The organism is Corynebacterium sp. HMSC074C03 (assembly GCF_001838285.1).
Classification (GTDB): domain Bacteria; phylum Actinomycetota; class Actinomycetes; order Mycobacteriales; family Mycobacteriaceae; genus Corynebacterium; species Corynebacterium amycolatum.
Genome location: NZ_KV836244.1, coordinates 12,349 through 34,035 on the forward strand (window position 1 = coordinate 12,349; position 21,687 = coordinate 34,035).

Annotated in this window: 16 protein-coding genes; 13 read left to right on the forward strand and 3 right to left on the reverse strand. The window is 60.9% G+C overall.

What is annotated here, in order from left to right:
- Positions 1–29 precede the first annotated feature (29 nt).
- The 8 genes from tatA (at position 30) to HMPREF2847_RS08300 (ending at position 9,167) form a co-directional block, all read left to right on the forward strand.
- Positions 30–341, forward strand: a complete 312-nt coding sequence (gene tatA / locus HMPREF2847_RS08265) for a Sec-independent protein translocase subunit TatA (RefSeq protein ID WP_070852098.1) — start codon at positions 30–32, stop codon at positions 339–341.
- A gap of 18 nt (positions 342–359) precedes the next feature.
- The gene (gene tatC / locus HMPREF2847_RS08270; protein WP_168168375.1) at positions 360–1,586 is read left to right on the forward strand and encodes a twin-arginine translocase subunit TatC; all 1,227 of its coding nucleotides are present in this window, start codon (positions 360–362) and stop codon (positions 1,584–1,586) included.
- A gap of 24 nt (positions 1,587–1,610) precedes the next feature.
- Positions 1,611–4,397, forward strand: a complete 2,787-nt coding sequence (locus tag HMPREF2847_RS08275; RefSeq protein WP_070852100.1) for a DEAD/DEAH box helicase — start codon at positions 1,611–1,613, stop codon at positions 4,395–4,397.
- Positions 4,398–4,485: 88 nt separating this feature from the next.
- Positions 4,486–5,601 carry a M24 family metallopeptidase gene (locus HMPREF2847_RS08280; RefSeq protein ID WP_070852101.1) on the forward strand — a complete coding sequence of 372 codons (1,116 nt, stop codon included), beginning with the start codon at positions 4,486–4,488 and terminating at the stop codon, positions 5,599–5,601.
- Positions 5,602–5,632: 31 nt separating this feature from the next.
- Positions 5,633–6,397 (forward strand): SDR family NAD(P)-dependent oxidoreductase, encoded by a 765-nt coding sequence (locus HMPREF2847_RS08285; protein ID WP_070852102.1) that lies wholly within the window; start codon positions 5,633–5,635, stop codon positions 6,395–6,397.
- On the forward strand, positions 6,394–7,620 hold the full coding sequence (locus tag HMPREF2847_RS08290; RefSeq protein ID WP_070852103.1) for a bifunctional cobalt-precorrin-7 (C(5))-methyltransferase/cobalt-precorrin-6B (C(15))-methyltransferase: 1,227 nt from the start codon (positions 6,394–6,396) through the stop codon (positions 7,618–7,620). The genes HMPREF2847_RS08285 and HMPREF2847_RS08290 overlap by 4 nt, the downstream gene beginning before the upstream one ends.
- A gap of 45 nt (positions 7,621–7,665) precedes the next feature.
- Complete coding sequence (gene cobM / locus HMPREF2847_RS08295) at positions 7,666–8,439, forward strand: precorrin-4 C(11)-methyltransferase (RefSeq protein WP_070852104.1); 774 nt, start codon at positions 7,666–7,668, stop codon at positions 8,437–8,439.
- A complete protein-coding gene (locus HMPREF2847_RS08300) occupies positions 8,427–9,167 on the forward strand; it encodes a cobalt-precorrin-6A reductase (RefSeq protein ID WP_070852105.1) in 741 nt (246 codons plus the stop codon). The genes cobM and HMPREF2847_RS08300 overlap by 13 nt, the downstream gene beginning before the upstream one ends.
- A 3-nt stretch (positions 9,168–9,170) precedes the next feature.
- Here HMPREF2847_RS08300 and cobJ read toward each other — a convergent pair whose 3' ends face one another.
- From cobJ to cobG, 3 genes are read right to left on the reverse strand one after another with little or no spacing between them, the layout of a single operon-like run.
- Complete coding sequence (gene cobJ / locus HMPREF2847_RS08305; RefSeq protein WP_070852106.1) at positions 9,171–10,781, reverse strand: precorrin-3B C(17)-methyltransferase; 1,611 nt, start codon at positions 10,779–10,781, stop codon at positions 9,171–9,173.
- 3 nt (positions 10,782–10,784) lie between these two features.
- On the reverse strand, positions 10,785–11,435 hold the full coding sequence (locus tag HMPREF2847_RS08310) for a precorrin-8X methylmutase (RefSeq protein WP_070852107.1): 651 nt from the start codon (positions 11,433–11,435) through the stop codon (positions 10,785–10,787).
- A gap of 11 nt (positions 11,436–11,446) precedes the next feature.
- The gene (gene cobG, locus HMPREF2847_RS08315; RefSeq protein WP_070852108.1) at positions 11,447–12,622 is read right to left on the reverse strand and encodes a precorrin-3B synthase; all 1,176 of its coding nucleotides are present in this window, start codon (positions 12,620–12,622) and stop codon (positions 11,447–11,449) included.
- A 251-nt stretch (positions 12,623–12,873) separates the two neighbouring features.
- Between cobG and HMPREF2847_RS08320 the strand changes: the two genes are divergently transcribed.
- From HMPREF2847_RS08320 to HMPREF2847_RS08340, 5 genes are all read left to right on the forward strand, one after another.
- Positions 12,874–14,433 carry a lipase family protein gene (locus HMPREF2847_RS08320; RefSeq protein ID WP_070852109.1) on the forward strand — a complete coding sequence of 520 codons (1,560 nt, stop codon included), beginning with the start codon at positions 12,874–12,876 and terminating at the stop codon, positions 14,431–14,433.
- A 167-nt stretch (positions 14,434–14,600) separates the two neighbouring features.
- Complete coding sequence (gene cobN, locus HMPREF2847_RS08325) at positions 14,601–18,251, forward strand: cobaltochelatase subunit CobN (protein WP_070852113.1); 3,651 nt, start codon at positions 14,601–14,603, stop codon at positions 18,249–18,251.
- Between the two features lie 112 nt (positions 18,252–18,363).
- Entirely contained in the window at positions 18,364–18,984 is a 621-nt protein-coding gene (locus tag HMPREF2847_RS08330; RefSeq protein ID WP_070601419.1) for an FxsA family protein, read from the forward strand.
- A 38-nt stretch (positions 18,985–19,022) separates the two neighbouring features.
- A complete protein-coding gene (lnt, locus tag HMPREF2847_RS08335) occupies positions 19,023–20,711 on the forward strand; it encodes an apolipoprotein N-acyltransferase (RefSeq protein ID WP_070852110.1) in 1,689 nt (562 codons plus the stop codon).
- Positions 20,712–20,723: 12 nt separating this feature from the next.
- Positions 20,724–21,539 (forward strand): polyprenol monophosphomannose synthase, encoded by an 816-nt coding sequence (locus tag HMPREF2847_RS08340; protein WP_070852111.1) that lies wholly within the window; start codon positions 20,724–20,726, stop codon positions 21,537–21,539.
- The last annotated feature ends 148 nt before the right edge of the window (positions 21,540–21,687 follow it).

Genomic DNA, 21,687 nt, shown 5'->3' on the forward strand with positions numbered 1-21,687 from the left:
TTGTATTCATTTGAAAGGTCTCTAAGCGGATGCCGAACCTAGGTCCCTGGGAAATCATCATTATCCTGGTTGTTCTTGTTTTGCTCTTTGGCGCAAAGAAGCTGCCGGATGCCGCTCGTTCGCTCGGCCGCTCCATGCGTATCTTCAAGTCCGAAGTTAAGGAAATGCGCAACGATGACGAGCAGCAGGAGCAGGCTGCAATCCAGCAGGCTCCGCAGGCCCAGCCACAGCAGCCGTACCAACCGCAGCAGCAGTACCAGCAGCCGGCGCCGCAGGCTCAGCCGCAGAAGCCGTACCAGCCGCAGCCTGGCCAGAACAACCCTGGCCAGCCGCAGCAGTAGTAGAAGGCCGGTTGAAGCGTGACTTCAGCTACATCCACATCACGTCCTCGGAAGCGCCAACGTAAGCGCAATCCCGAGGGCGTGATGACTATTGTCGAGCACATTCAAGAGCTCCGGCGTCGTCTCGTTCTCTCTCTTGCTGGTATCGCCGTTGGCACTGTTGTGGGCTTCATCTGGTACCAGACCGCCTTTACAATTGGCCAGTTACGCATACCGTTTACCTCGACCGATGTCGGTCCGCTGCACTTTAAGTCCCTGGGTGAATTGCTCAAGGATCCATACTGTCAGCTTCCACCCGAGATGCGTCTCGGCGGCGGCGAGGGTGCGGAGTGTCGTCTGCTGGCGACCAGTCCGTTCGAAATGTTCATGCTGCGACTAAAGGTCGGCGCGTTGGCCGGTCTGGTGATGTCGTCGCCATGGTGGCTCTACCAAATTTGGGCCTACATCACCCCTGGCTTGGTTCGGAAGGAACGCCGCACCACCCGCCGAGTTGTGACTGCCGCAGCACTGCTGTTTGTCATGGGTTCCGTCCTGGCTTACTTCGTTGTCGCCTTCGGTTTGGAGTTCTTGCTTCAGATTGGTGAAGAAACGCAGATTTCCGCACTCACCGGTTCGCAGTACTTCGGTTTCGTCCTCGCACTAATTCTGGTTTTCGGAGTCAGCTTCGAAGTTCCGCTCTTCGTGGTGATGTTGAACATGGCGGGCGTCATTACCTACGAGGGCATCAAGGACAAACGCAGCATTATCATCATGTCGCTGTTTGTCTTTGCGGCTTTCATGACACCAGGTCAAGAACCAATATCTATGGTCGCAATGGCGACGGCGCTGACATTGCTAGTGGAAATCGCAATCCAGATTTGTCGTCTCCATGACCGTCGTAAAGCAAATGAGCGACCGGAGTGGCTGGATCTGGATGACGAACAAGGCTCCGGACCAATCGCGGCCTCCGGTCCAATTGGCTCTGCTGGCGGTATCGGCAACGTGGGCGGCATCGACGCCCCGACTTCAGTAAGCACGCCGACGTCGATTCAGCCGGGCGGCATGCCGACGGCATCAGCAGCTCCGACGACCTCCCCGATTTCTGGCCCGACGTCAGTTAACCCGCCGGCGCCGACTCAGGCATCCCAGATGCGCCCGACTCGCAATTCGCGTCCACCGCGGCCACACGGAATGATTCCGGAGACTCCGATGCCGACGCAGGACTTGCGAAATCGTCCGACGAGTGACTTTGATGATGTTCTCTAGCGTGGTTTATGACACTCTAGAGGCATGACTCTTCTCGGCGATTTCGTTAGCCAACAGGATTTCGATCTTGACGACTTTCAGCTCCGCGCCTGCCAATCAATTGAGGCAGGGCGGGGCGTTGTCGTCTGTGCACCCACCGGTGCGGGCAAGACTATTGTTGGCGAATTCGCTATTTATGCAGCTCTCGACCGTGGTGGTAAGTGCTTTTACACCACCCCTATTAAGGCCTTAAGCAACCAGAAGTACCACGACCTAGTCGAGGACTACGGCGAGGACCGCGTGGGCCTGCTCACTGGTGACACTTCGATTAATGGCGACGCAGACATCGTGGTGATGACCACCGAGGTGCTGCGTAACATGATCTACGCGAACTCGCCGACGCTGAAGAAACTCACGCATGTGGTGATGGACGAGATTCACTACCTCGCTGACCGGGAGCGTGGCGCTGTGTGGGAAGAGGTTATTTTGAACCTCGACCAGTCCGTGGCCGTTATCGGTTTGTCCGCGACGGTATCCAACTCCGAGGAATTTGGTCGCTGGCTCTCCACGGTACGCGGGCACACGGACGTCATTGTCACGGATCTGCGACCGGTTCCACTGCATCAACACATGCTGGTGGGAAACCGGCTCTATCCTCTTTTCGAGGCGAAGTCGGGCAAGGTCAATCAGGATCTGCTGGAGGCGTGCCGTCGCGCCGAGTTCGGCTACGGGGACGCTGGGGCCAGGGATCGTTACCAGTACAAAAAGCACAAGGGCGGTGGGCGCTCATACAGCTGGGGCGATAGGGGGCAGCGCAAGTTCCGCCCACCGAAGCGCGGCGATGTTATCCGCATGCTCGGCTCCATGAACATGCTGCCCGCGATCGTTTTCATATTCTCCCGCGCGGGCTGCGAAGGCGCGTTGGCGCAGGTCGGCGCTACTCGCGCAGAACTCACTGACCGAGATGAGCAGGAGCGCATCGCCAAGATTATCGATGACGGTGTGGCTCACATTCCGAAGGAAGACCTGCAGGTTCTCGGCTTCCTGCGCTGGCGCCGCATTCTCATCCGAGGTTTTGCGGCGCACCACGCAGGCATGCTGCCTGCGTTTCGGCACATTGTGGAAGAGCTCTTTAACGAAGGCCTGGTCAAGGTCGTCTTCGCCACCGAGACGCTCGCGCTGGGCATCAACATGCCTGCCCGCACGGTTGTGCTGGAGAAGCTGGTCAAGTTCAACGGCGAAGCACACGTAGATCTCACGCCCGGTCAGTACACGCAGATGACGGGCCGCGCTGGCCGTCGCGGTATCGACACCGTCGGTAATGCCGTGGTGCAGTGGGCTCCAGCAATGGACCCGAAGGCCGTCGCGGGGCTGGCATCCACACGCACCTACCCGCTGATCTCCACCTTCGCACCGAGCTACAACATGAGCGTCAACCTCCTACAGACACTCGGTTACGAGGGATCGAAGCGTGTCATGGAGCGCTCATTCGCACAGTTCCAGGCGGATGGCGACATAGTCGGAGTCGCCGCCGAACTGTCCAAGGCCAAGCAAGAGGCCGCGGCCCTGCGTGCGGAATTGCTCGGCAGGGGAGCCGATGCGCACGCTGAAGGGGCGGAAGCTGATGCGTCGTCGTCAAGCGGAGAGGGCAGTTCGCGTGACGACGAGCGCCTGACCCAGATGCTCGAATACCTGGATCTGCGCGCGAAGCTGACACAGGAGGAGAAGAACGCCAAGCGTCGCAATATTGAAGACCGTCACACGGAAACGGTGACCGCGCTGCGAAGGCTCCGTAGGGGCGAGGTTATTCCGCTGCCGAAGGGTAAGAAGGTGCAGTTGGCGGTGGTGTACCGGGAGGATCATTCGAAGTCGAATCCTCGTCCCGGTGTCATCAGTGTCGGCGGATTTGTGGGACGTGTGGAACCGCATATCTTCCCAGCGGCGCCGCAGACAATCGGCTCGATTAAGCTGCCGCGGGATGCGGATCGGCATCCGCGACGTGCGCTAGGTATTGTGCGTGCAGAGATCGGCCGCAAGGGACTGAAGGGACCAAAGAGGCTGAAGCGTCGCAGTGGAGGCAATTCGCCGGAAGTGAGGAAGTTACGCCAGGAGCTGCGCGAGCACCCGCTACATGGAGATCCTGCGGTGGAGACGATGGCTCGTCATGCCGATACGCTGCGACAGGCTGAGGCGCATGTGGCCAAGCTGCAAAAGCGCGTCGATTCCGCCTCGGATACGTTGGCACGCACATTCGACCGCATGTTGCAGTTGCTAACACAGATGGACTACGTGGAATGGCCGGAGGGCGCGGAGCCGACGATTACGGAGGAAGGCCTGCGGCTGGCGCAGATTCACAATGGGTCGGATCTGCTGGTGGCCACGTGCCTGCGCCGCGGTATCTGGGACGACTTGGACCCGGCAGAGCTGGCCGGTGCCGCGTCGAGTTTGGTCTTTGAAAACCGCAAGGCCAGCCAGGGCAGCGATGAGGTTCCGACCGAGCCGTTGGCCAAGGCGCTGGGGAACACCTACCGCATCTGGGAGGAGCTGTCGGAGGATGAGCGCCGCTACCGTCTGCCGGTGACGAACTTGCCGGACATGGCCTTTGCCACTGCAATTCATCAGTGGACTGCGGGCGCACCGCTGGGGTACTGCCTGCAGGCAGCGGCCGAAAGTGGCGCGGAGCTGACTCCGGGTGACTTTGTCGGCTGGTGCCGTCAGGTCATTGATCTATTGCAGCAGATTAAGAAGACCGGCTACTCCACAGACATTCGCGACAAGTCCGCCGAGGCTATTCAGGTGATTCGCAGGGGAGTCGTGGCGCTGAATAATTAGTTACCGGTTAAGTTGGTCAGACGAAGCCTCGTCGCCCCGGGCCACTCAACCGGCGACGGGCGCAGGCCGACGGGTACAGTTGGCAACTATGAGCAACGGTATCTTTAGCTTTGACATCTATCAGCAGCGTCTGGATCGCACCGCGGAGCTACTCCGCACCCGCGATGCAGACGCTGCAGTCTTTGGAACCGGCGCTGACCTGCAGTATCTCATTGGTTCTGCGGTCACTTCGCATGAGCGTCTCACCGCGCTGGTAGTCACCGCAGCCGGCACAACCACGCTGGTATTGCCCGCTGTGGAGCGGGGAGACCTGCCATTGTGCGCTATCAACGACCTCAACGCCGATGTGGTGTTGTGGGAAGACGGAGAGAATCCGCACCGCATTGTCGCCGACCTGGTGGGCCACGTGGGCACTCTCGCAATTGGGGCGTCGTTGACCGCTGACCACCTGATTCCCATTCAGGATCTCACCGGAGCCAAGACTGTGTTGGCCGGAGAACTGCTGAAGGAACTGTTCATGCGCAAGGACGCCGCTGAGATTGATCAGCTGCGCGAGGCCGGCGCCGCCATTGACCGCGTTCACGCTCGCGTTCCGGGCATGCTGCGTGCAGGTCGCACCGAGCGCGAGGTCGCCGATGAGATTTCGACTGCCATCCTGGAGGAAGGCCATGTCGCCATTGACTTCGTCATTGTCGGCTCGGCTGAAAATGGTGCTAATCCGCACCACGATTTCTCCGACCGCGTCATCGAGGACGGCGACGTGGTGGTCGTCGATATCGGAGGCACCTTGCCGCTCGGCTACCACTCCGATTGCACGCGCACCTATGTCGTCGGCAAGCCGGGGGAGAAGGTAACCGCAGCGTGGGCGGCCCTGCGGAAGGCTCAGGAAGCTGCTGTAGCAGCGGTTCGCCCGGGTGTGACGGCTGCAGAGATTGATGCGATTGCGCGCAACAGCCTCACCGCTGCGGGCTACGGCGAGTACTTCATTCACCGCACTGGTCATGGCATTGGCCTGTCCACCCATGAAGAGCCGTTCATTATGGCTGGCAATGAGCTTGCACTCGAGCCGGGCATGGCGTTTTCGGTGGAGCCGGGCGTGTACCTGCCGGGCGAATTCGGTATGCGGCTGGAGGACATCATCATTGTCACCGAAGACGGCGGCGAATCGGTCAATAACGGTCCGCACGATTTGATTACCGTCTAATCGAGGTTTAGAGGAAAGGTTTTTCTAGCGCATGGGACACGTACTCGTTCTTGGTGCCACCAGCGAAATCGGCGGGGAAGTCGCCGCGCGGCTGGCCAATCACAACACCTTCACGCTCGCCGCGCGCCGCACTGAGGCACTCGACGGCATTGCTGGCCGCCTCATCGACGCCGGTGCTGTCGCGGTGCATCGCATCCACTTTGATGCCGATGACATCGCCTCACACCGCCAGTTCGTTGAGCACGCCTGGCAGCACGGTCCCATCGATACGGTGATTGTCGCGTTCGGCATCCTCGGCGATCAGCAGAAGTGTGAAGAGTCCGGGGAGGCTGCGGCGGCGGTCATTCACACCGACTTCACGGCTCAGGCATCGATTCTCACAGAGATTGTCGCGCGCATGGAGTCCGACATCGCCGCCGGCAAACTGCCTGTGCGCGACAAGGTCGCGGGCCGCATCATGGCCTTTTCCTCTATCGCAGGCGCCCGCGTGCGCCGCGCCAACTATGTCTACGGTTCGGCGAAGGCCGGCCTCGACGGTTTCCTCCAAGGCATGCAGGACCGCCTGCACGGCAGCCATATTCAGCTGACAATCGTCCGGCCGGGCTTCGTCATCGGCCGCATGACCGAAGGCATGAAGCCGGCGCCGATGTCTTCGCGCCCCGCCGAGGTCGCTGAGGCCGCCGTCACCGCCTTCGATGGCCGGAAGCCCCATGTCTGGGTGCCACGGAAACTGGCGTTGCTCGCCCGTGCCACACATCTGACTCCGCGCTGGATTTGGCGGAAGATGCCCCGATGAGCCAGAAACTTCGCGTCGTCGGCATTGGCTGTGACGGTTACGAGGGTCTATCTGCCCGCGCAGTCGAGGCGCTGTCGTCGGCACGCCGCATCATTGGCTCTCCCCGTCAGCTCCGTTTGCTTGCCGACGTCAACCTGGACGCCGAACTCTCTCCTTGGCCCAGTGGCTTCTGGAAGGACTGGCAGGCCACCCTGGCCGATATTGACCCCGCAGTCGATGTCATCCTGGCCAGTGGTGATCCCATGTTCCACGGTGTCGGCGCGTCCCTGGTCCGCGAGCTCGGCCGCGGTGGCGTGGAAGTTATTCCAGCACCGTCGTCGGCCTCATTGGCCTGTGCCTACCTCGGCTGGCCTTTGCATGACACTCCGGTGATCTCTCTAGTAACAGGGGAGCCGGGGATACCTGGTGCTGCACGTGTTGTGCCGGTAGCAGATGCACTGCGCCCCTTCCTCGTGCTGTGTCGAAACGCGGACTCAGTGAAGGAGGTCGCTACGGTTTTAGCCGACCGCCCAGACACCAAGCTCACCGCGCTGACCAATCTCGGTGGCTCGGAGGCGACGGGGCTGCCGGAGTCTGTGGCCGAAGGAACGGTGGCGAGCCCGCCGGTTCCAGCTGGCAACCTCACGGTGCTGGCGGTGGAGCCGTCGGGAAGCGCGCGCGGCTGGCTGCGCGACGGTGACTTTGACTCGGATGGCCAGCTGACGAAGGCGCCGATTCGCCAAATGACGGTAGCGGCGTTGGATCCGCGGCCGGGAGCACTGCTGTGGGATGTCGGCGGTGGCACGGGGTCGATTGGCATTGAGTGGGCTCGGCACGGCGGGCGCGCGGAAATTTTTGAGCGCGATGCTGTTCGTGCAGAGCGAATTGCTGAGAATGTGGCGAACCTGTCGGGCAATGTGACTGTCCACCACGGCGCAGCGCCGGGAGCTTTGGCTGACTCGAATCTTCGCCCCGATGCCATTTTCATCGGCGGTGGTCTCACTGCTGACGGCATGCTTGAGGCCTGTTGGCAACGCCTTGCCCCGGGTGGCACCATCGTCGCGAACACCGTGACGCTGGAGTCGGAGGCTCTGCTGTGGCAGGCACGTCGCGACTATGGCGGGGATGTCACCCGGCTTTCCGTGGAGCGCGCAGGTGCAGTCGGCACTTTCACTGCGTGGCGGCCGGCGTTGCCGGTGGTGCAGTGGGTGGCGGTGAAGCCAGTAGAGCCTGCGCTACCATAGACGTAATTTCTCTGTCTAAAAATATTGAGGACTCTGTAACCCACAATGACTGTGTATTTCATCGGTGCAGGCCCGGGCGCAGCAGATTTGCTGACGCTGCGCGCGGACCGGCTTATTCGCTCCTGCCCAGTGTGTCTTTACGCGGGATCGATTGTCCCGCCTGAGGTGCTGGAGAGCTGCCCCGAGGGCGCAGAGATTATCAATACCGCGCGTATGCCGCTGGATACCATCATCGAGACCATTCAAGCGGCACATGCGGCGGGCAAGGATGTTGCACGCCTACAGTCCGGCGACCCGTCGGTGTGGTCGGCGCTGGCAGAGCAGGTCCGTCGTCTCAGCGAGCTCGGCATTGACTACGAAATTGTGCCAGGTGTGCCAGCTTTTTCCGCGGCTGCGGCGGCTCTTGGACACGAGCTCACGGTGCCAACTGTCGGCCAGTCAGTCGTGCTGACTCGTATCTCCGGGCGCGCTTCCAAGATGCCAGAGGGCGAAACCCTGGAAAACTTCGGCCGTACGGGTGCGACTCTGTGTATTCACCTGGCCGCCCATGACATCGACCGTGTAGTAAAGGAACTCACCCCGCACTATGGGAAGCACGGTCCGGTGGCAGTCGTGGCTTTCGCATCCCGCCCGGAACAGGTTATTCTCCGTGGCACGCTCTCTGATATTGCGCAGCAGGTCAAGGATGCAGGTGTGACTCGTACGGCGGTCATCATTGTCGGCAAGGTACTCACCGCCGAGGCGTTCCCGGATAGCTACCTCTACAGCGATGATCGCCCGCGCGATGAACACGGACGGACCATTCCATGCGTGCACTAATTCTGGGTGGAACTGCTGAGGCCCGCGCCCTGGCCAAGCGGCTAGTGGGCGAGGGCTGGTTTGTCACCTCTTCACTGGCCGGTCGCGTATCCAACCCCAAGCTGCCCGCCGGCAATGTCCGCATCGGCGGTTTCGGCGGCCCTGCGGGGCTCACGCGATGGCTGATCGCCGATGCCACCGAAGTCATCATCGACGCCACGCATCCTTATGCGGAGCGAATCAGCGAATCTGCCGCTGAAGCTGCCCGCGCCACCGGTCTTCCGCTCGTGGCGCTGCATCGCCCTGCGTGGGAGAGGCAGCCCGGCGACAACTGGATTGAGGTGTCCTCTATGCAGGAGGCCGCGGACATTGTTGCCGACCGCTTCTACAGCCCGTTTCTCACTATTGGCCGTCAGCAGCTAGCTCCATTTGCCGGCGACTCCAACGGCCGTTACCTCATTCGCTGCGTGGAACAGCCCGCGCCGCCACTGCCCAAGAATCGGAAGATTATTCTCAGCCGTGGGCCTTACGATGTCGCAGCGGAGCGCAAGCTCATGCGGGATTACGCCGTGGACTGCGTGGTGACCAAGAACTCCGGTGGTGCTGCTACCTACGCCAAGATTGAAGCAGCCCGCGACCTGAAAAAGCCGGTCGTTATCGTGCAGCGCCCGCAGCTGCCCGGCGCGGATATCGCCACCGTCGCCACAACGGTGGATGAGGCGTACAACGCCGTCATCCGCCGGGCGTAGCGGCTAACGCAGCAACTCACCAGTTCCACTCGTGCCACCCTCACCGTAGTGGCGCGCGGTGTAGACCCGAGTGGTCTTGCCGGCACGATACGCCTTCGTCGACGACGAACCGATAATCACCATGGTTCGCATATCGACGACGTCCGGATCGAACTCCGCCAACGTGGTCACGGTGACGTTTTCCTGCTCCGAGCCGACTGCCCGCGCCACAATCACTGGTGTTGTCGGCTCACGGTATTCCATGGCCAATGCACGCAGCTCTCGGATCTGCCATCTCCGCGACTTGGATGCTGGGTTGTAGACAGCAAACGCCATGTCCGCTCCGGCTACGGCACGCACTCGCTTAACGACGACCTCCCAGGGCTTCAACCTGTCGGAGAGACTGAGCATCGCAAAGTCATGGCCAAGGGGAGCGCCTACTCGACTTGCGACAGCCTGAGCTGCAGTCATGCCGGGCACGACTCTAACTGGAATGTCTCGCCACATATCGTCGTCAGCGACTTCCAGCACTGCCGCCGCCATGGCGAAGACCCCCGGGTCACCGGAGCTGACCACCGCGACGCGTCCACCGCGCTTTGCAATATCTAGCGCCATAGTGGCTCGCTCTGCCTCTACACGGTTGTCGGAGAGGTGGCGGCGCTGCCCGGTGCGCTCAGGAACCCGGTTGATGTAGGTGGAGTAGCCAACCAGATCTGTGGCCCGTGCCAATTCCTCGGTGACTTCTGGGGTAGTCCAGCGTTCAGCACCCGGGCCAAGGCCGACAACTACGACTTCACCGACCGCTGGGGTAGCCGACTCAGTTGCTGTATCGGTGGCTGCACCGGTCGCTGCATCATCGGCTGGCGAAGGCACCCCAGAAACACTCCGTTTAGTGCCGTAGACAGCGGAAGGCACGACGGCCACTGCGAAGTAGGGAACGTTCTCCGGGTCGGCATCGGCCAGCGGGTAGCTGGTGTGCTCATTCATGGTTGCTCGCTCGACAACATAGGCGCGCTCGAGCATGCCCGCGGCCTGCAACGCTGTACGAACCTTCTCAACGTTTTTCCCCAGCTTCATAATGACTACACAGTCTGAAGCGTCAAGAACCGCAGCGATCCGCGCGGAATCGGCGGTGGCGGGAACAACGCTAACGATTTCGGTAGCCTCGCCGAGCGGCTGACCGATCTCTGCTGCCGCAGCAGTAATGCTGGCCACGCCGGGGACAATCTCAGTGGGGAAGTCCTCGCTGAGGGCGTGATGCAGGTGCTGGTACGAGCTATAGAGCATCGGGTCACCGAGCGAAAGCACTGCAACACTTCGCCCCTCGGCCAAGTGCTTGTGCAGGCGAGCAGTGGCCTCTGCATAGAAACCGGCGAGCTGCTCGCGGTAGTCGGCCGGGCGCCCGGTGGTCACCGGGTATTGCAATTGCTCTTCCACGGCAGCGTCGTCACGCGCGTCAATCAATTCGGCGGCGATTGAACGCGCCGTGGAACGTCCGTGAGTTCCGGCATGGTAGGCGATGACATCGGCTGTGCGGATGATGTCGGCACCGCGAAGTGTAATGAGACCTGCGTCGCCGGGACCGAGTCCGACGCCGTAGAGATGACCAGGCTGAGCACTGTAGGAGCCGGACATGGTTTAGAGAATCTCCTTTGCGGTGGCGATGGCATTGAGGGCAGCACAGGTGATAGCCGAGCCACCGCGACGGCCGGTGACGGTGATGTACTTCAGCTCCGGGTTTTCAGCACCGGAGTCGATAGTGGCTTGCTTGGATTCCGCAGCACCGACGAAGCCGACTGGCATGGCCAAAATGGCAGCGGGCATGGGGAAGAATCCCTCATTGATGCGGTTGAGCAGGTGGAAGAGGGCAGTGGGAGCGTTGCCGATGGCGACGACCGCGCCCTCGAGGCGAGGCTTCCACAGCTCCACGGCAGCAGCAGTACGAGTGGTGCCGAGTTCTTGAGCCAGTTCTGGGACGCGCTCATCACGCAGTAGGCAGATGACCTCGTTGTCAGCGGGCAGGCGCTTGCGGGTAATGCCCGAGGCGATCATGTTGACATCGGTGAAGATAGGAGCGCCATCCTCGAGAGCCTGGCGAGCTGCGCGCACAGCTCCCGTGGAAAAGACGATGTCCTTGGCCAGGTCGGTCTGACCCGCTGCGTGAATCATGCGGACGGCGACGGTTTCCTCATCGACGTCGAAGCGGGAAAGGTCGCTTTCCTCGCGAATGATGGCAAATGAGTTGCGGTAAATATCCGCACCGTCGGTGTTGTACTCAAAGCGCTTCATAGGCTTAAAGCCTAGTCCACAGCAGTGACTTCGTATTCTCCGTCCCCGGTGGCGAGATAGTCGAAGTAACCACCCTTGGGCTTGCCACAGCGGCGCTCACAACCGGAGAAGTGCACGCGGCCCTCGGGCAGGCGGTCATCGGCAATTGCATGAGCGGCATCACCTCGGGTGTCAGCCAGCGACTTTTCGCAACCGGGGCGACCGGTGCAGGCGCTGACGCGCAGCCAGGTGGACTTCCGGTCGAAGATCAGGCCATTGGGCGCCAAAACCTTGACGACCTGTTCGGCAACTTCCTCTTCCAAATCGTGCAGAATCAGCGAATACCACGGAGTGATATGGACTGGAACCTGCGTGTGCGAGATAGCTCGGGCCAAACGCGCCGGGAGGACGCCAAAGCGCAGACCAGCGGCCAGGCTAACCAACCCATCCGGCTGGTCAATCCAACCGATCTGGCGGGACAGCCCGGCGGTGGCATCGAAGTTCTCGGCCGGGGTCGGCTCCTGGCGGCGGGCCCGCGCGCCCAATTTCTCGATTACGGCATCGGCAACGCGCTCGGCCGCATCTGCTTCGGCGATACGCCAGGCCGAGCCACGGCTGTCATTCCACACCTTGGCTGTGGTGATGAGGGCCTCCACGACGTCGTCACGCGAGACAATAAGCCCCGAGGTCGCGCCACCAATGATGAGTTCGAACGTGTTCTCATCGTGGGCGACAACGCCGAAGTCGGGGCGCTCACCAAGGACATCACCACGGCCGTCGTCGAGAGCCATGAGCGTGCGGCCAGGAAGTGTTGCCAGAGACGGCTCCGCAATGAGCGCCGCGTCGAAATCCTGAACCAAGTCGCGGACATCAGCATTACCGCCGACGCGACCGGACAGTGGCGACTGAAGAACGTTGCGCACGCGGTCGTGGCTCGTGGAGGGAACCAGCTTCTCTTCTTCTGCGGCATCGGCGAATGCGCCGGTGTTGGTGATGCCACGAATCTGAACATTGCCGCGGGAAGTGAAGTGAATATCGCCATCACCGAAGTTTTCGGCCAGATCGGCGAGTACGGCAAAGCCCGGCGCGGGGAGAAAACCTCCGGGGAAGCGAAGGCGACCAATTGCGCCATCAGCTGCGATATGAACCTTTCGGGTGCCGGGGCAGCCGTCCTGACGAGTGCGAGCTCCTTGATCAGATGCAGTCATACTTCCAAGAATACGCAAACACGCACAGAGCTGAGCCCCCGAAAACAGGGGCTCATTATCCGGACCTTTTCAGCCCAACGAAACCATTCTGAAGTGGAGTTTTGATAGCCCCGTGCAAAAAATATACAAATTCTTCACTAAATCCACCGATTTACCTTTTTAAAACCTTATTATTTCCATAACCTAACTTCCTCCGAATTAAGGGAAGTCTTCATTGGGGTTTTTCAATCTGAGGTTATTCAGGAGATTTCATGCCACATCACGACACTGAGGCACGCGCACACGACACCGTCGGCACCGGCCATGCCTCGACCCAGACGCACTCTGCTTCACGACGAAACCGTCGCACCAGCCGAACGGGAATCGGGGTAGCGCTTGCGGGGCTTATGACCATCGGGCTGGCTACACCTGCAAACGCTCAGCCACTAAGCGTGCCGGGCCTGTCAGATAGTGGGCTGACGGATAAGGTGTCGTCGTCAAGTGCAAACCGCGAATTGCCTGGTTTCGGTCATGTACCGAACCCGAATGTGGAGAGGCTACTCGGCATTGAGAAAGACGATGAGCAGTCAGGCAGCGAGGGCACGGGCAAGCAGCTAACACCGGAACAGGCACGCGTGGCCGCAGCCTCTCCGCTGAATTCTCTGCCGCTGACCCCGTCGCGCGCGGCAAATGCTGGCACGCTGGTCAGCAGCGAGGATGCCAAGATGATGGTGAACGACAAGCTGTGGAATGTGGATGCCAAGCGTATTCATTACAACTCCACGGATTCCCTCGGCAATCCCAGTGTGGACACGGCCATTGTGGTAACTCCGAAGACAGAGTGGAAGGGCAGCGGTCCGCGTCCGGTCGTGGCGATCGCGCCGGGTACGCAGGGTGGCGCGGAAAAGTGCGACCCGTCGGTCTCATCGCAGACCGGGTTGAAGATTGAGTTCGGTCCGATGGACATTATTGCTCCATACGAGACGATTCCGATGGTCGCGAACTTGAAGCGAGGCGCAACTGTGGTGATGATTGACCACCACCGCAATGACCAGGGCAACCAGGACTACGTCGACAATATCGCCTCGGCACAGTCGCTGTTTGATGCCGTGTCTGCCTCCCACGAGCTAGGCGTGGATCAAAAGGCGCCCGTGGGAATCTATGGCTACTCCCAGGGTGGCTCCGCAGCAGCCGCCGCCGCTGAACGCGCAGGTGTCTACGCCCCGGAGCTCAACGTCGCCGCTTCTGCCGCCGGCGGCCCGCCGTCCGATCTCGCAAACGTCCTCGACCAAATTGATGGCACTACACTGACCGCCGCGATTGCGCTGGCAATCAACTCTGTCCTGGATAAAGATCCGGAGCTGCGCCGCGTCCTCGAAGAAGAAATCAGTCCCGAGGGCAAGAACCTGCTGGACAACGTGGGCAACTACTGCGCGGGCGGCTTGGGTTTCCATCACGCGTTTGAAACCACTGACCAGTACACGACCAGCGGAGAGTCACTCAGTGAGCTAATTAAGCGCTACGAGCCGGTACAGAAGGAACTGGCACGCCAGCGCGTCGGCAACTTCGTGCCGAATGCCCCGGTGTACCTCTACTCGGGTGAGCACGATGACATCATTCCCATCAACCAGGTCCGCAAGCTACGTGATGCCTGGCTGAATCTCGGCTTCACCGACCTGGAGTACGTCGAAAACACGACTTCGCCGCTACTGCCGAAGACGGGTCTGAACCATGTCGTTCCGATGCTCGCGGAACTGACTAATGCCACCGACTTCCTCTGGTCCCACTTCCCGGAACAGCCGGCGGAGCAGTCGCTGGAACTCGAGCAATAGACGCTGCAGTAGAGTGATGGAGAAATCCACTGCCATACCGCTGACGAGAAGCTCGGTGAAAATCCGCACGGTCGCGCCACTGTCACAGTCAGACCTCGTCATCGGTTAGAAGGCAGACTCCCGCCGACCGGGGACGCGTTGCTCCCCAGGAAGTGAATGACTACACCGTGATTCTGCTGCTGTCGACCTCGGATACCGACCTTCTGTCCGCCCGCGCGGCCGCTCAGGCCAACCCGGAGGTGTCCTACCGTTGGGCAAACCCGGCGCGTCTGCTCGACGATGATTTGCCCACGCTTGCCGACGGCGCCGATGTCGTCATCATCCGACTTCTCGGTGGCCGCCGCGCATGGGAATCCGGCATCGACTACTTTGTGAGCTCCGGAATTCCCACCGTCCTCGTCTCGGGTGAGCAGGCGCCCGATGCCGAACTCACCGAGTACTCGACAGTTCCCGCAAACGTCGCCACGCAAACGCACATCTACCTGGCGGAAGGCGGTGCGAAAAACCTCGTACAGCTGCACAATTTCCTGTCGGACACCCTGCTTCTGACCGGTCTTGGCTTTGAAGAGCCCACTCGCATGCCGGTCTGGGGTTTCCTGGAGCGCGGCTCCAAGGTGGCCACGGAAGATTCCCGTGGCACCGTCGGCATTATCTACTACCGCGCCCAACACCTGGCTGGAAATACGCACTACATTGAGGCGCTCGCTGACGCAGTCGAGGCTCGTGACTACGTCGCCAAGCCCATCTTCGCCGCGTCCCTGCGCACCGCCAGCGATGAACTGCTGGCAGAGCTGGCTTCCTGCGATGCGCTCATCACCACGGTGCTCGCCGCTGGCGGCAACCGCCCGGCACTCGCGCAGGCCGGTCAGGACGACGACGGTTGGGATGTCGCCGCACTCGCAGACCTGAACATCCCCATCATCCAGGGTTTGGCTCTGACATCCTCCAAGGCGGCGTGGGAGGATAACGACGAGGGCCTGTCACCACTGGACGTCGCAACACAGGTCGCCGTCCCCGAATTCGACGGCCGCATCATCTCGGTGGCGTTCTCGTTTAAGGAAATCGACTCCGACGAGCTCATTTCCTACGTTCCAGATCTCGAGCGTTGCGACCGCCTCGCCGGCATCGCCACCCGTTACGCCGCACTTCGCCACATCGACAATTCCGACAAGCGCGTCGCCGTCATGCTCTCTGCGTACCCGACCAAGCACGCCCGCATCGGCAACGCCGTCGGCCTGGACACACCAGCATCCACGTTGAAGGTGCTACACGCGCTTGCCGACGCCGGATACAACCTCGGCGACACCACCAAAATCCCCGGATATGCCACCGCCGAGGATGGCGCCGATGAACCAGATGCGTTCATGCACGCCATCATCGATGCCGGCGGCCAGGACCCGGATTGGCTGACCGAAGAGGTCATGGAGGCAGCCGAGCTCCGCCTGCCCGCTGCCACCTACGAGAAGTTCTTCGCTACCTTGCCGGAGGAACTCCGCTCCGACATGCAGGACAAGTGGGGTGCCGCGCCGGGCACCCTGTACGTCCACCCGGATACCCAGGACATCTACATTGCGGGCCTGACCTTCGGCAATGTCGTGGTCATGGTGCAGCCACCACGCGGTTTCGGTGACAACCCGGTGGGTATCTACCACGACCCGGATCTGCCGCCGACGCATCACTACCTGGCCTGCTACCGCTTCCTGTCGCTGCCGCAGTCGAAGGGCGGTTTCGGCGCCGATGCCGTGGTTCACATGGGCAAGCACGGCAACCTGGAGTGGCTGCCGGGCAAGACCGTCGGTCTTTCCGCCTCCTGTGGCCCGGATGCGGCCATCGGCGAGCTGCCGATGATTTACCCCTTCCTGGTCAACGACCCGGGCGAGGGCACACAGGCCAAGCGCCGTGCTCACGCCACGCTTGTCGACCACCTCATTCCGCCGATGGCCCGCGCCGAGTCTTACGGCGACATCACCCGTCTGGAGCAGCTTCTCGACGAGCACCAGAACATCTCCGCCATGGACCCAGCCAAGCTGCCGGCTATCCGCCAAGAGATTTGGACGCTGCTGACCGCCGCGAAGATGGACCGCGACCTCGGTTGGGACGAGCGCCCGGACGAGGAGGTCTTCGATGACATGCTTATGCATGTCGACGGCTGGCTATGTGAGATTAAGGACGTCGCCATCCGCGGTGGCCTCCACGTACTCAGCCAGGCACCGGAAGACGAATCCCTGATCGGCACTGTGACCACCATGCTGCGCGCCCGCCAGCTGTGGGGAGGCAAGCAGACGCTGCCGGGCCTGCGTGAAGCTCTCGGCCTGGCCGAGGACGGCACCGACGAGCGCCACACTGTGGACTCCATCGACGCACTGGCTACAGCGTTGGTGACTGCCGTGGTGAAGAATCCTGACCAACCAGTGGCACAGATCGCGGCTGATGTTCTCGGCTCCGAGGAATTTTCCGATATCGCGGCACCGAACGGCCTCGATCAGGTTGTCGAGCTGCTGCAGTTCACCCGCGACGAAATCCTGCCGCGGCTGGCCGCTACCAGCGAGGAGATCCCGCGCATTCTTTCGGCCTTGGACGGCGAGTTCGTTCCGGCTGGCCCCTCCGGCTCGCCGTTGCGCGGTCTGGTCAACGTCCTGCCGACTGCCCGCAACTTCTACTCGGTAGACCCCAAGGCGGTACCGTCGCGCCTGGCTTGGGAAACCGGTGTCAACCTCGCCGATGGTCTCATTGAGCGCTATCGCGCCGACCACGGCGAGTATCCCAAGTCGGTTGGTCTGTCGGTGTGGGGCACTTCCGCCATGCGTACTTCCGGCGATGACATCGCCGAGGTGCTCGCGCTGATTGGTGTGCATCCGGTGTGGGATGACGCATCTCGCCGTATCGTCGGCCTTGAGCCGATTCCGCTGGAGGAACTGGGTCGCCCGCGCATTGACGTGACCGTCCGTATTTCCGGTTTCTTCCGTGATGCGTTTCCGCATGTTATCGACCTTTTGGATGATGCGTTTCAGCTCGTCGTCAAGCTTGATGAATCCGATGAGGACAACTACGTGCGCGCCCATGCGAAGGCCGACCAGCAGGAGCGTCCGCGCCGTATCTTCGGTTCCAAGCCAGGCACCTATGGAGCTGGTTTGCTGCAACTGATCGATTCCGGTTCCTGGCGCGATGACGCGGATCTGGCGAAGGTTTACACGACCTGGGGCGGCTACGCCTATGGTCGCGGCGTCGATGGGGAAGAGGCTGCTGACGATATGAAGATGGCCTACCGCCGTATTCAGGTTGCCGCGAAGAATGCCGATACCCGTGAGCACGACATCGCCGACTCCGATGACTACTTCCAGTTCCACGGCGGCATGATTGCCACGGTCCGTGCGCTGACGGGTTCCGCTCCGGAGGCGTATGTGGGCGATTCCACGCGCCCGGACGCCGTGCGCACCCGCACCCTGCACGAGGAAACGCGACGTGTCTTCCGAGCCCGCGTAGTCAACCCACGCTGGATGCAAGCCATGCGTAATCACGGCTACAAGGGCGCCTTCGAAATGGCTGCAACGGTCGATTACCTCTTCGGTTACGACGCGACGGCACAGGTCATGGATGACTGGATGTACGAAACGCTTACCGACGAGTACGTTGCGAACCCGGAAAACCGCGAGTTCTTTGAACAGTCGAATCCGTGGGCTCTGCACGATATTTCCGAGCGCCTGATGGAGGCCGCCGAGCGCGGTATGTGGGAAAACCCCGACCAGGAACGCATGGATTTGCTGCGCCAGACCTACCTGGATACAGAGGGCGACTTAGAGGAGCGAGCTGACCGGTAGGCGAGCGCCAGTCGCCATCTAACTTGCCGCTACAGCCGGCTAGATGACGACAAGAGAACCGGCCGATAGCCCTAACCACTTGCTCATCTAGTGGCGGTTACACTGGGGAACTATGAGCAAGTGGTTCACAATTATTTACCTCATTGTCGAGATTGCGGCCTTTATCGCACTCGGTGAATGGATTGGCTACGGCTGGACCGTCCTATTGGTTTTGGGCCTGTTCATTGTGGGGTTGGTCTTCGCCGCTATCGAGTTCAAGCGCATCTACCAGAAGTTGCTGCTGGATACTTCTCGTACTCTTACCGAGTACGGACAGAAGCATCCGGAGGAGGCAATCAAGCGCTCGGCAAAGGGCGCGGGACACTTTGTGGCTGACTCGGCAATTCTATTGGTTGGCTCGTGGCTGATTGCCCTGCCGGGCGTCGTCACCACCGTTGTTGGTTTCCTCATGGTGCTACCGCCGACTCGCTGGCTGATTCGTAAGAGCGGATCGGTGGCGCTGCTCAACGGACTCCGCAACTTCAGTGACCGCAGCATGATGGTGGTCTCTCAGTACGGCATGAACCCAGGTACTCCAGGAGCTGGCGCTGGTGCTGGCGGCTTTTCGGGGTTCCCTGGATTCTCTGGTGGTTTCCCGGGCGCGGATGGCAAGAGCTTCCCACAGGATAAAATCGTGCCACCGGCGCCGGACAACGCCTGGGATCATGACCAGGACGACAGCGACAAGCGCTAACTCGAATACTCGCGGACGTAGAGAGTTCTTTTATACAAGTGCACACTAACCGTCAAGCGCGCTCCAGCGAGCACGGGGACTTTGCTCCGAAAGACGCTTCGAAAGACACTCCGGAGAATCCGAGTCGCTGGCAGGCGCGCTTTCGCGCGCTTACCCCACTAAAGCAGCGCCTCCTTCTCGCCTTCATTGCAATCCTCGCTGGTGGATTGCAATTCTTAAGCTACGCACCCCTGAGCTGGTGGTGGACCGCCTGGGTCGGCCTCGCCCTGCTCATTTTTGCCTTCTTCTGCGCAGCCGATTGGAAATCCAGCGTAGTGGTGGGCTTCAGCTGGGCAACAGCGACGGCGCTTTTCTCACTGCCGTGGATCGGCTCCTTCGTCGGTATTGGCCCCTACGTGGCGCTCTCAATTGTGCTGGGTCTCCTCGCAATTCCGGCGGCGCTTGCGATGTGGCTGATTGCCCAATCCAGTTTCCCCCTCGCGCTGAAGCTCCCTGGCATGGCCGCTGCGCTCGTGGCAGGGGAGGCGCTACTAGCCCGCTGGCCTTTCGGAGGCTTCCCCTGGCTCCGCGTTGCCTGGGGGCAGGTCGACGGCCCGCTGGCCCCAGCAGTGGCAATCGGCAGTACCGCATTGGTCACTTTCCTCGCTGCTTGCGTTGGTGCGGGACTGGTCGCGCTCACGCTACGTTCCTACGCAACCTCCGCCGCGCTTTTGGTGGGAGCGTTATTCGTCGGCTGGGCTCTTCCTGCGTGGACCCAACCACTGCCTGAACCTACGGCCGCTGACAACGCCCGTGTCTCGGTTATCCAGGGCAATGTTCCTCGCCTCGGTTTAGAGTTCAATGCCCAGCGCCGCGCAGTACTGCAAAACCACTCCGATGCCACCAATGAACTGGCACGACGTGTCCACCAAGGTAAGGAACAGCAGCCGGACATCGTCATCTGGCCTGAAAACTCCTCCGATGTCAGCCCGTTTACGGATGGGGAAGCGGCACGCATTATCGAAAATGCCGCGATGAATATTGGCGCCCCCATCGTGGTCGGCACCTTTACCTACACCAATGGGGTGCAAAACACCATGGTGGTCTGGGACCCAAAGACCGGCCCCGGCGACCAGCACGAGAAAATCTATCTCCAGCCCTTCGGCGAGACCATGCCATTCCGCGAACTACTCCGTCACTTTTCCGACATGGTCGCTCACGCCGGAGACATGACCCCGGGCAACGGCGATGCTGTGGTCACAACACCTGGCACCGATGGTCTAAAAAAGGTCCACCTGGGCCTGGCGACCTGCTACGAAGTGGTCTTCGACGGGGCCTTCCGCAACGCGGTCAACCACGGCGCAACTATGCTTGCCACACCCACGAATAACGCCACCTTCGGTTTCACCGATATGACTTACCAACAGCTGGCCATGAGCCGCATGCGAGCCATGGAGTTCCAACGCTCCACGGCTGTCGCCGCAACCAGCGGTGTGAGCGCTATTGTGGATGCGCACGGAGACGTCGTAAAGCAGAGCAAAATCTTCGAGCAGAAGGTACTCACCGAGACTTTGCCGCAGTACTCCCACCTGACTTTTGCAGCCCGCTTCGGGACGTGGATTGAAGGTCTACTGACTGCATTCGGTATTCTTTGTGTGGTCGGTGCCGTCCTGCGTCGCCGTGGCGGAGATGCCAGGGTAGGCGCAGATGAAGTTGATGGCCGGGATACTGAGCAGAACATGCACTAAGGAGAATCACGAGTGACTGCCCTAAATGAGTCGACGCTGGTTGTCATTCCCACTTTCAACGAGCGGGAAAACCTGCCGGGCGTGATCGCACGCTTGCGCGAAGCGGAGCCGAGCGTCGACATTTTGGTTGTCGATGACTCTTCACCAGACGGCACCGGTGAGCTCGCCGATGAAATCGCTGCCGCTGACAAGGCGGACAACAACGGGAAAGAGCACATCTACGTCCTGCACCGCGAGGGCAAGGGCGGTCTCTGGGGTGCGTACCGCGCGGGTTTCGCTTGGGGTCTCGAGCGCGACTACGAGGTTCTCTGTGAGATGGATGCCGATGGCTCCCACGCACCAGAGCAGTTCCATCTGCTGCTGGAGAAGCTCGACGACGGCGCCGATGTCGTCATCGGCTCCCGCTACATTCCGGGAGGCAAGACCGTCAACTGGCCAATGAGCCGTCAGGTTCTCTCCCGCGGCGGCAACCTCTACATCTCGCTGGCGCTCGGCGCAGGAATCTCGGATATCACCGCTGGCTACCGTGCTTATCGACGGGAAGTTCTCGAGACCCTCGATCTCGAGAACATTGGCAAGGCTGCGTATCTGTTCCAGACCGAGCTCGCCTTTGAGGCTGTGCAGGCGGGCTTCCTGGTGGAAGAGGTTCCAATCACCTTTACTGAGCGCGAGTACGGCGAGTCCAAGATGGATGGCAGCTTTGTGAAGCAGTCTCTGCTGCAGGTCACCAAATGGGGATTCAAGCACCGCTCACAGCAGGTAAAAAACCTGGGGTCGGAGATTGGTCGCCTGGCTGGTCACGAGTTTAAGCAGCGATTCCGCAAGTAGGGCAACCCTAAAAATTGCAACCACAAAAATTGGGGGCTGCCTGTACGAATGCAGGCTGCATGTATGACTACAGGCTGCAAATGTGAAACTGACTTAGTTTATGACAGTTTCAGGCCGGTAGGTTCAGGCGGTGAATGCATCACCACTT

Bases quoted from the DNA above. Each gene is read 5' to 3' on its own strand.
- tatA (WP_070852098.1), top strand. From the start codon at position 30: ATGCCGAACCTAGGTCCCTGGGAAATCATCATTATCCTGGTTGTTCTT.
- HMPREF2847_RS08275 (WP_070852100.1), top strand. From the start codon at position 1,611: ATGACTCTTCTCGGCGATTTCGTTAGCCAACAGGATTTCGATCTTGAC.
- HMPREF2847_RS08280 (WP_070852101.1), top strand. From the start codon at position 4,486: ATGAGCAACGGTATCTTTAGCTTTGACATCTATCAGCAGCGTCTGGAT.
- HMPREF2847_RS08285 (WP_070852102.1), top strand. From the start codon at position 5,633: ATGGGACACGTACTCGTTCTTGGTGCCACCAGCGAAATCGGCGGGGAA.
- HMPREF2847_RS08290 (WP_070852103.1), top strand. From the start codon at position 6,394: ATGAGCCAGAAACTTCGCGTCGTCGGCATTGGCTGTGACGGTTACGAG.
- cobM (WP_070852104.1), top strand. From the start codon at position 7,666: ATGACTGTGTATTTCATCGGTGCAGGCCCGGGCGCAGCAGATTTGCTG.
- HMPREF2847_RS08300 (WP_070852105.1), top strand. From the start codon at position 8,427: ATGCGTGCACTAATTCTGGGTGGAACTGCTGAGGCCCGCGCCCTGGCC.
- cobJ (WP_070852106.1), bottom strand. From the start codon at position 10,781: ATGTCCGGCTCCTACAGTGCTCAGCCTGGTCATCTCTACGGCGTCGGA.
- HMPREF2847_RS08310 (WP_070852107.1), bottom strand. From the start codon at position 11,435: ATGAAGCGCTTTGAGTACAACACCGACGGTGCGGATATTTACCGCAAC.
- cobG (WP_070852108.1), bottom strand. From the start codon at position 12,622: ATGACTGCATCTGATCAAGGAGCTCGCACTCGTCAGGACGGCTGCCCC.
- HMPREF2847_RS08320 (WP_070852109.1), top strand. From the start codon at position 12,874: ATGCCACATCACGACACTGAGGCACGCGCACACGACACCGTCGGCACC.
- HMPREF2847_RS08330 (WP_070601419.1), top strand. From the start codon at position 18,364: ATGAGCAAGTGGTTCACAATTATTTACCTCATTGTCGAGATTGCGGCC.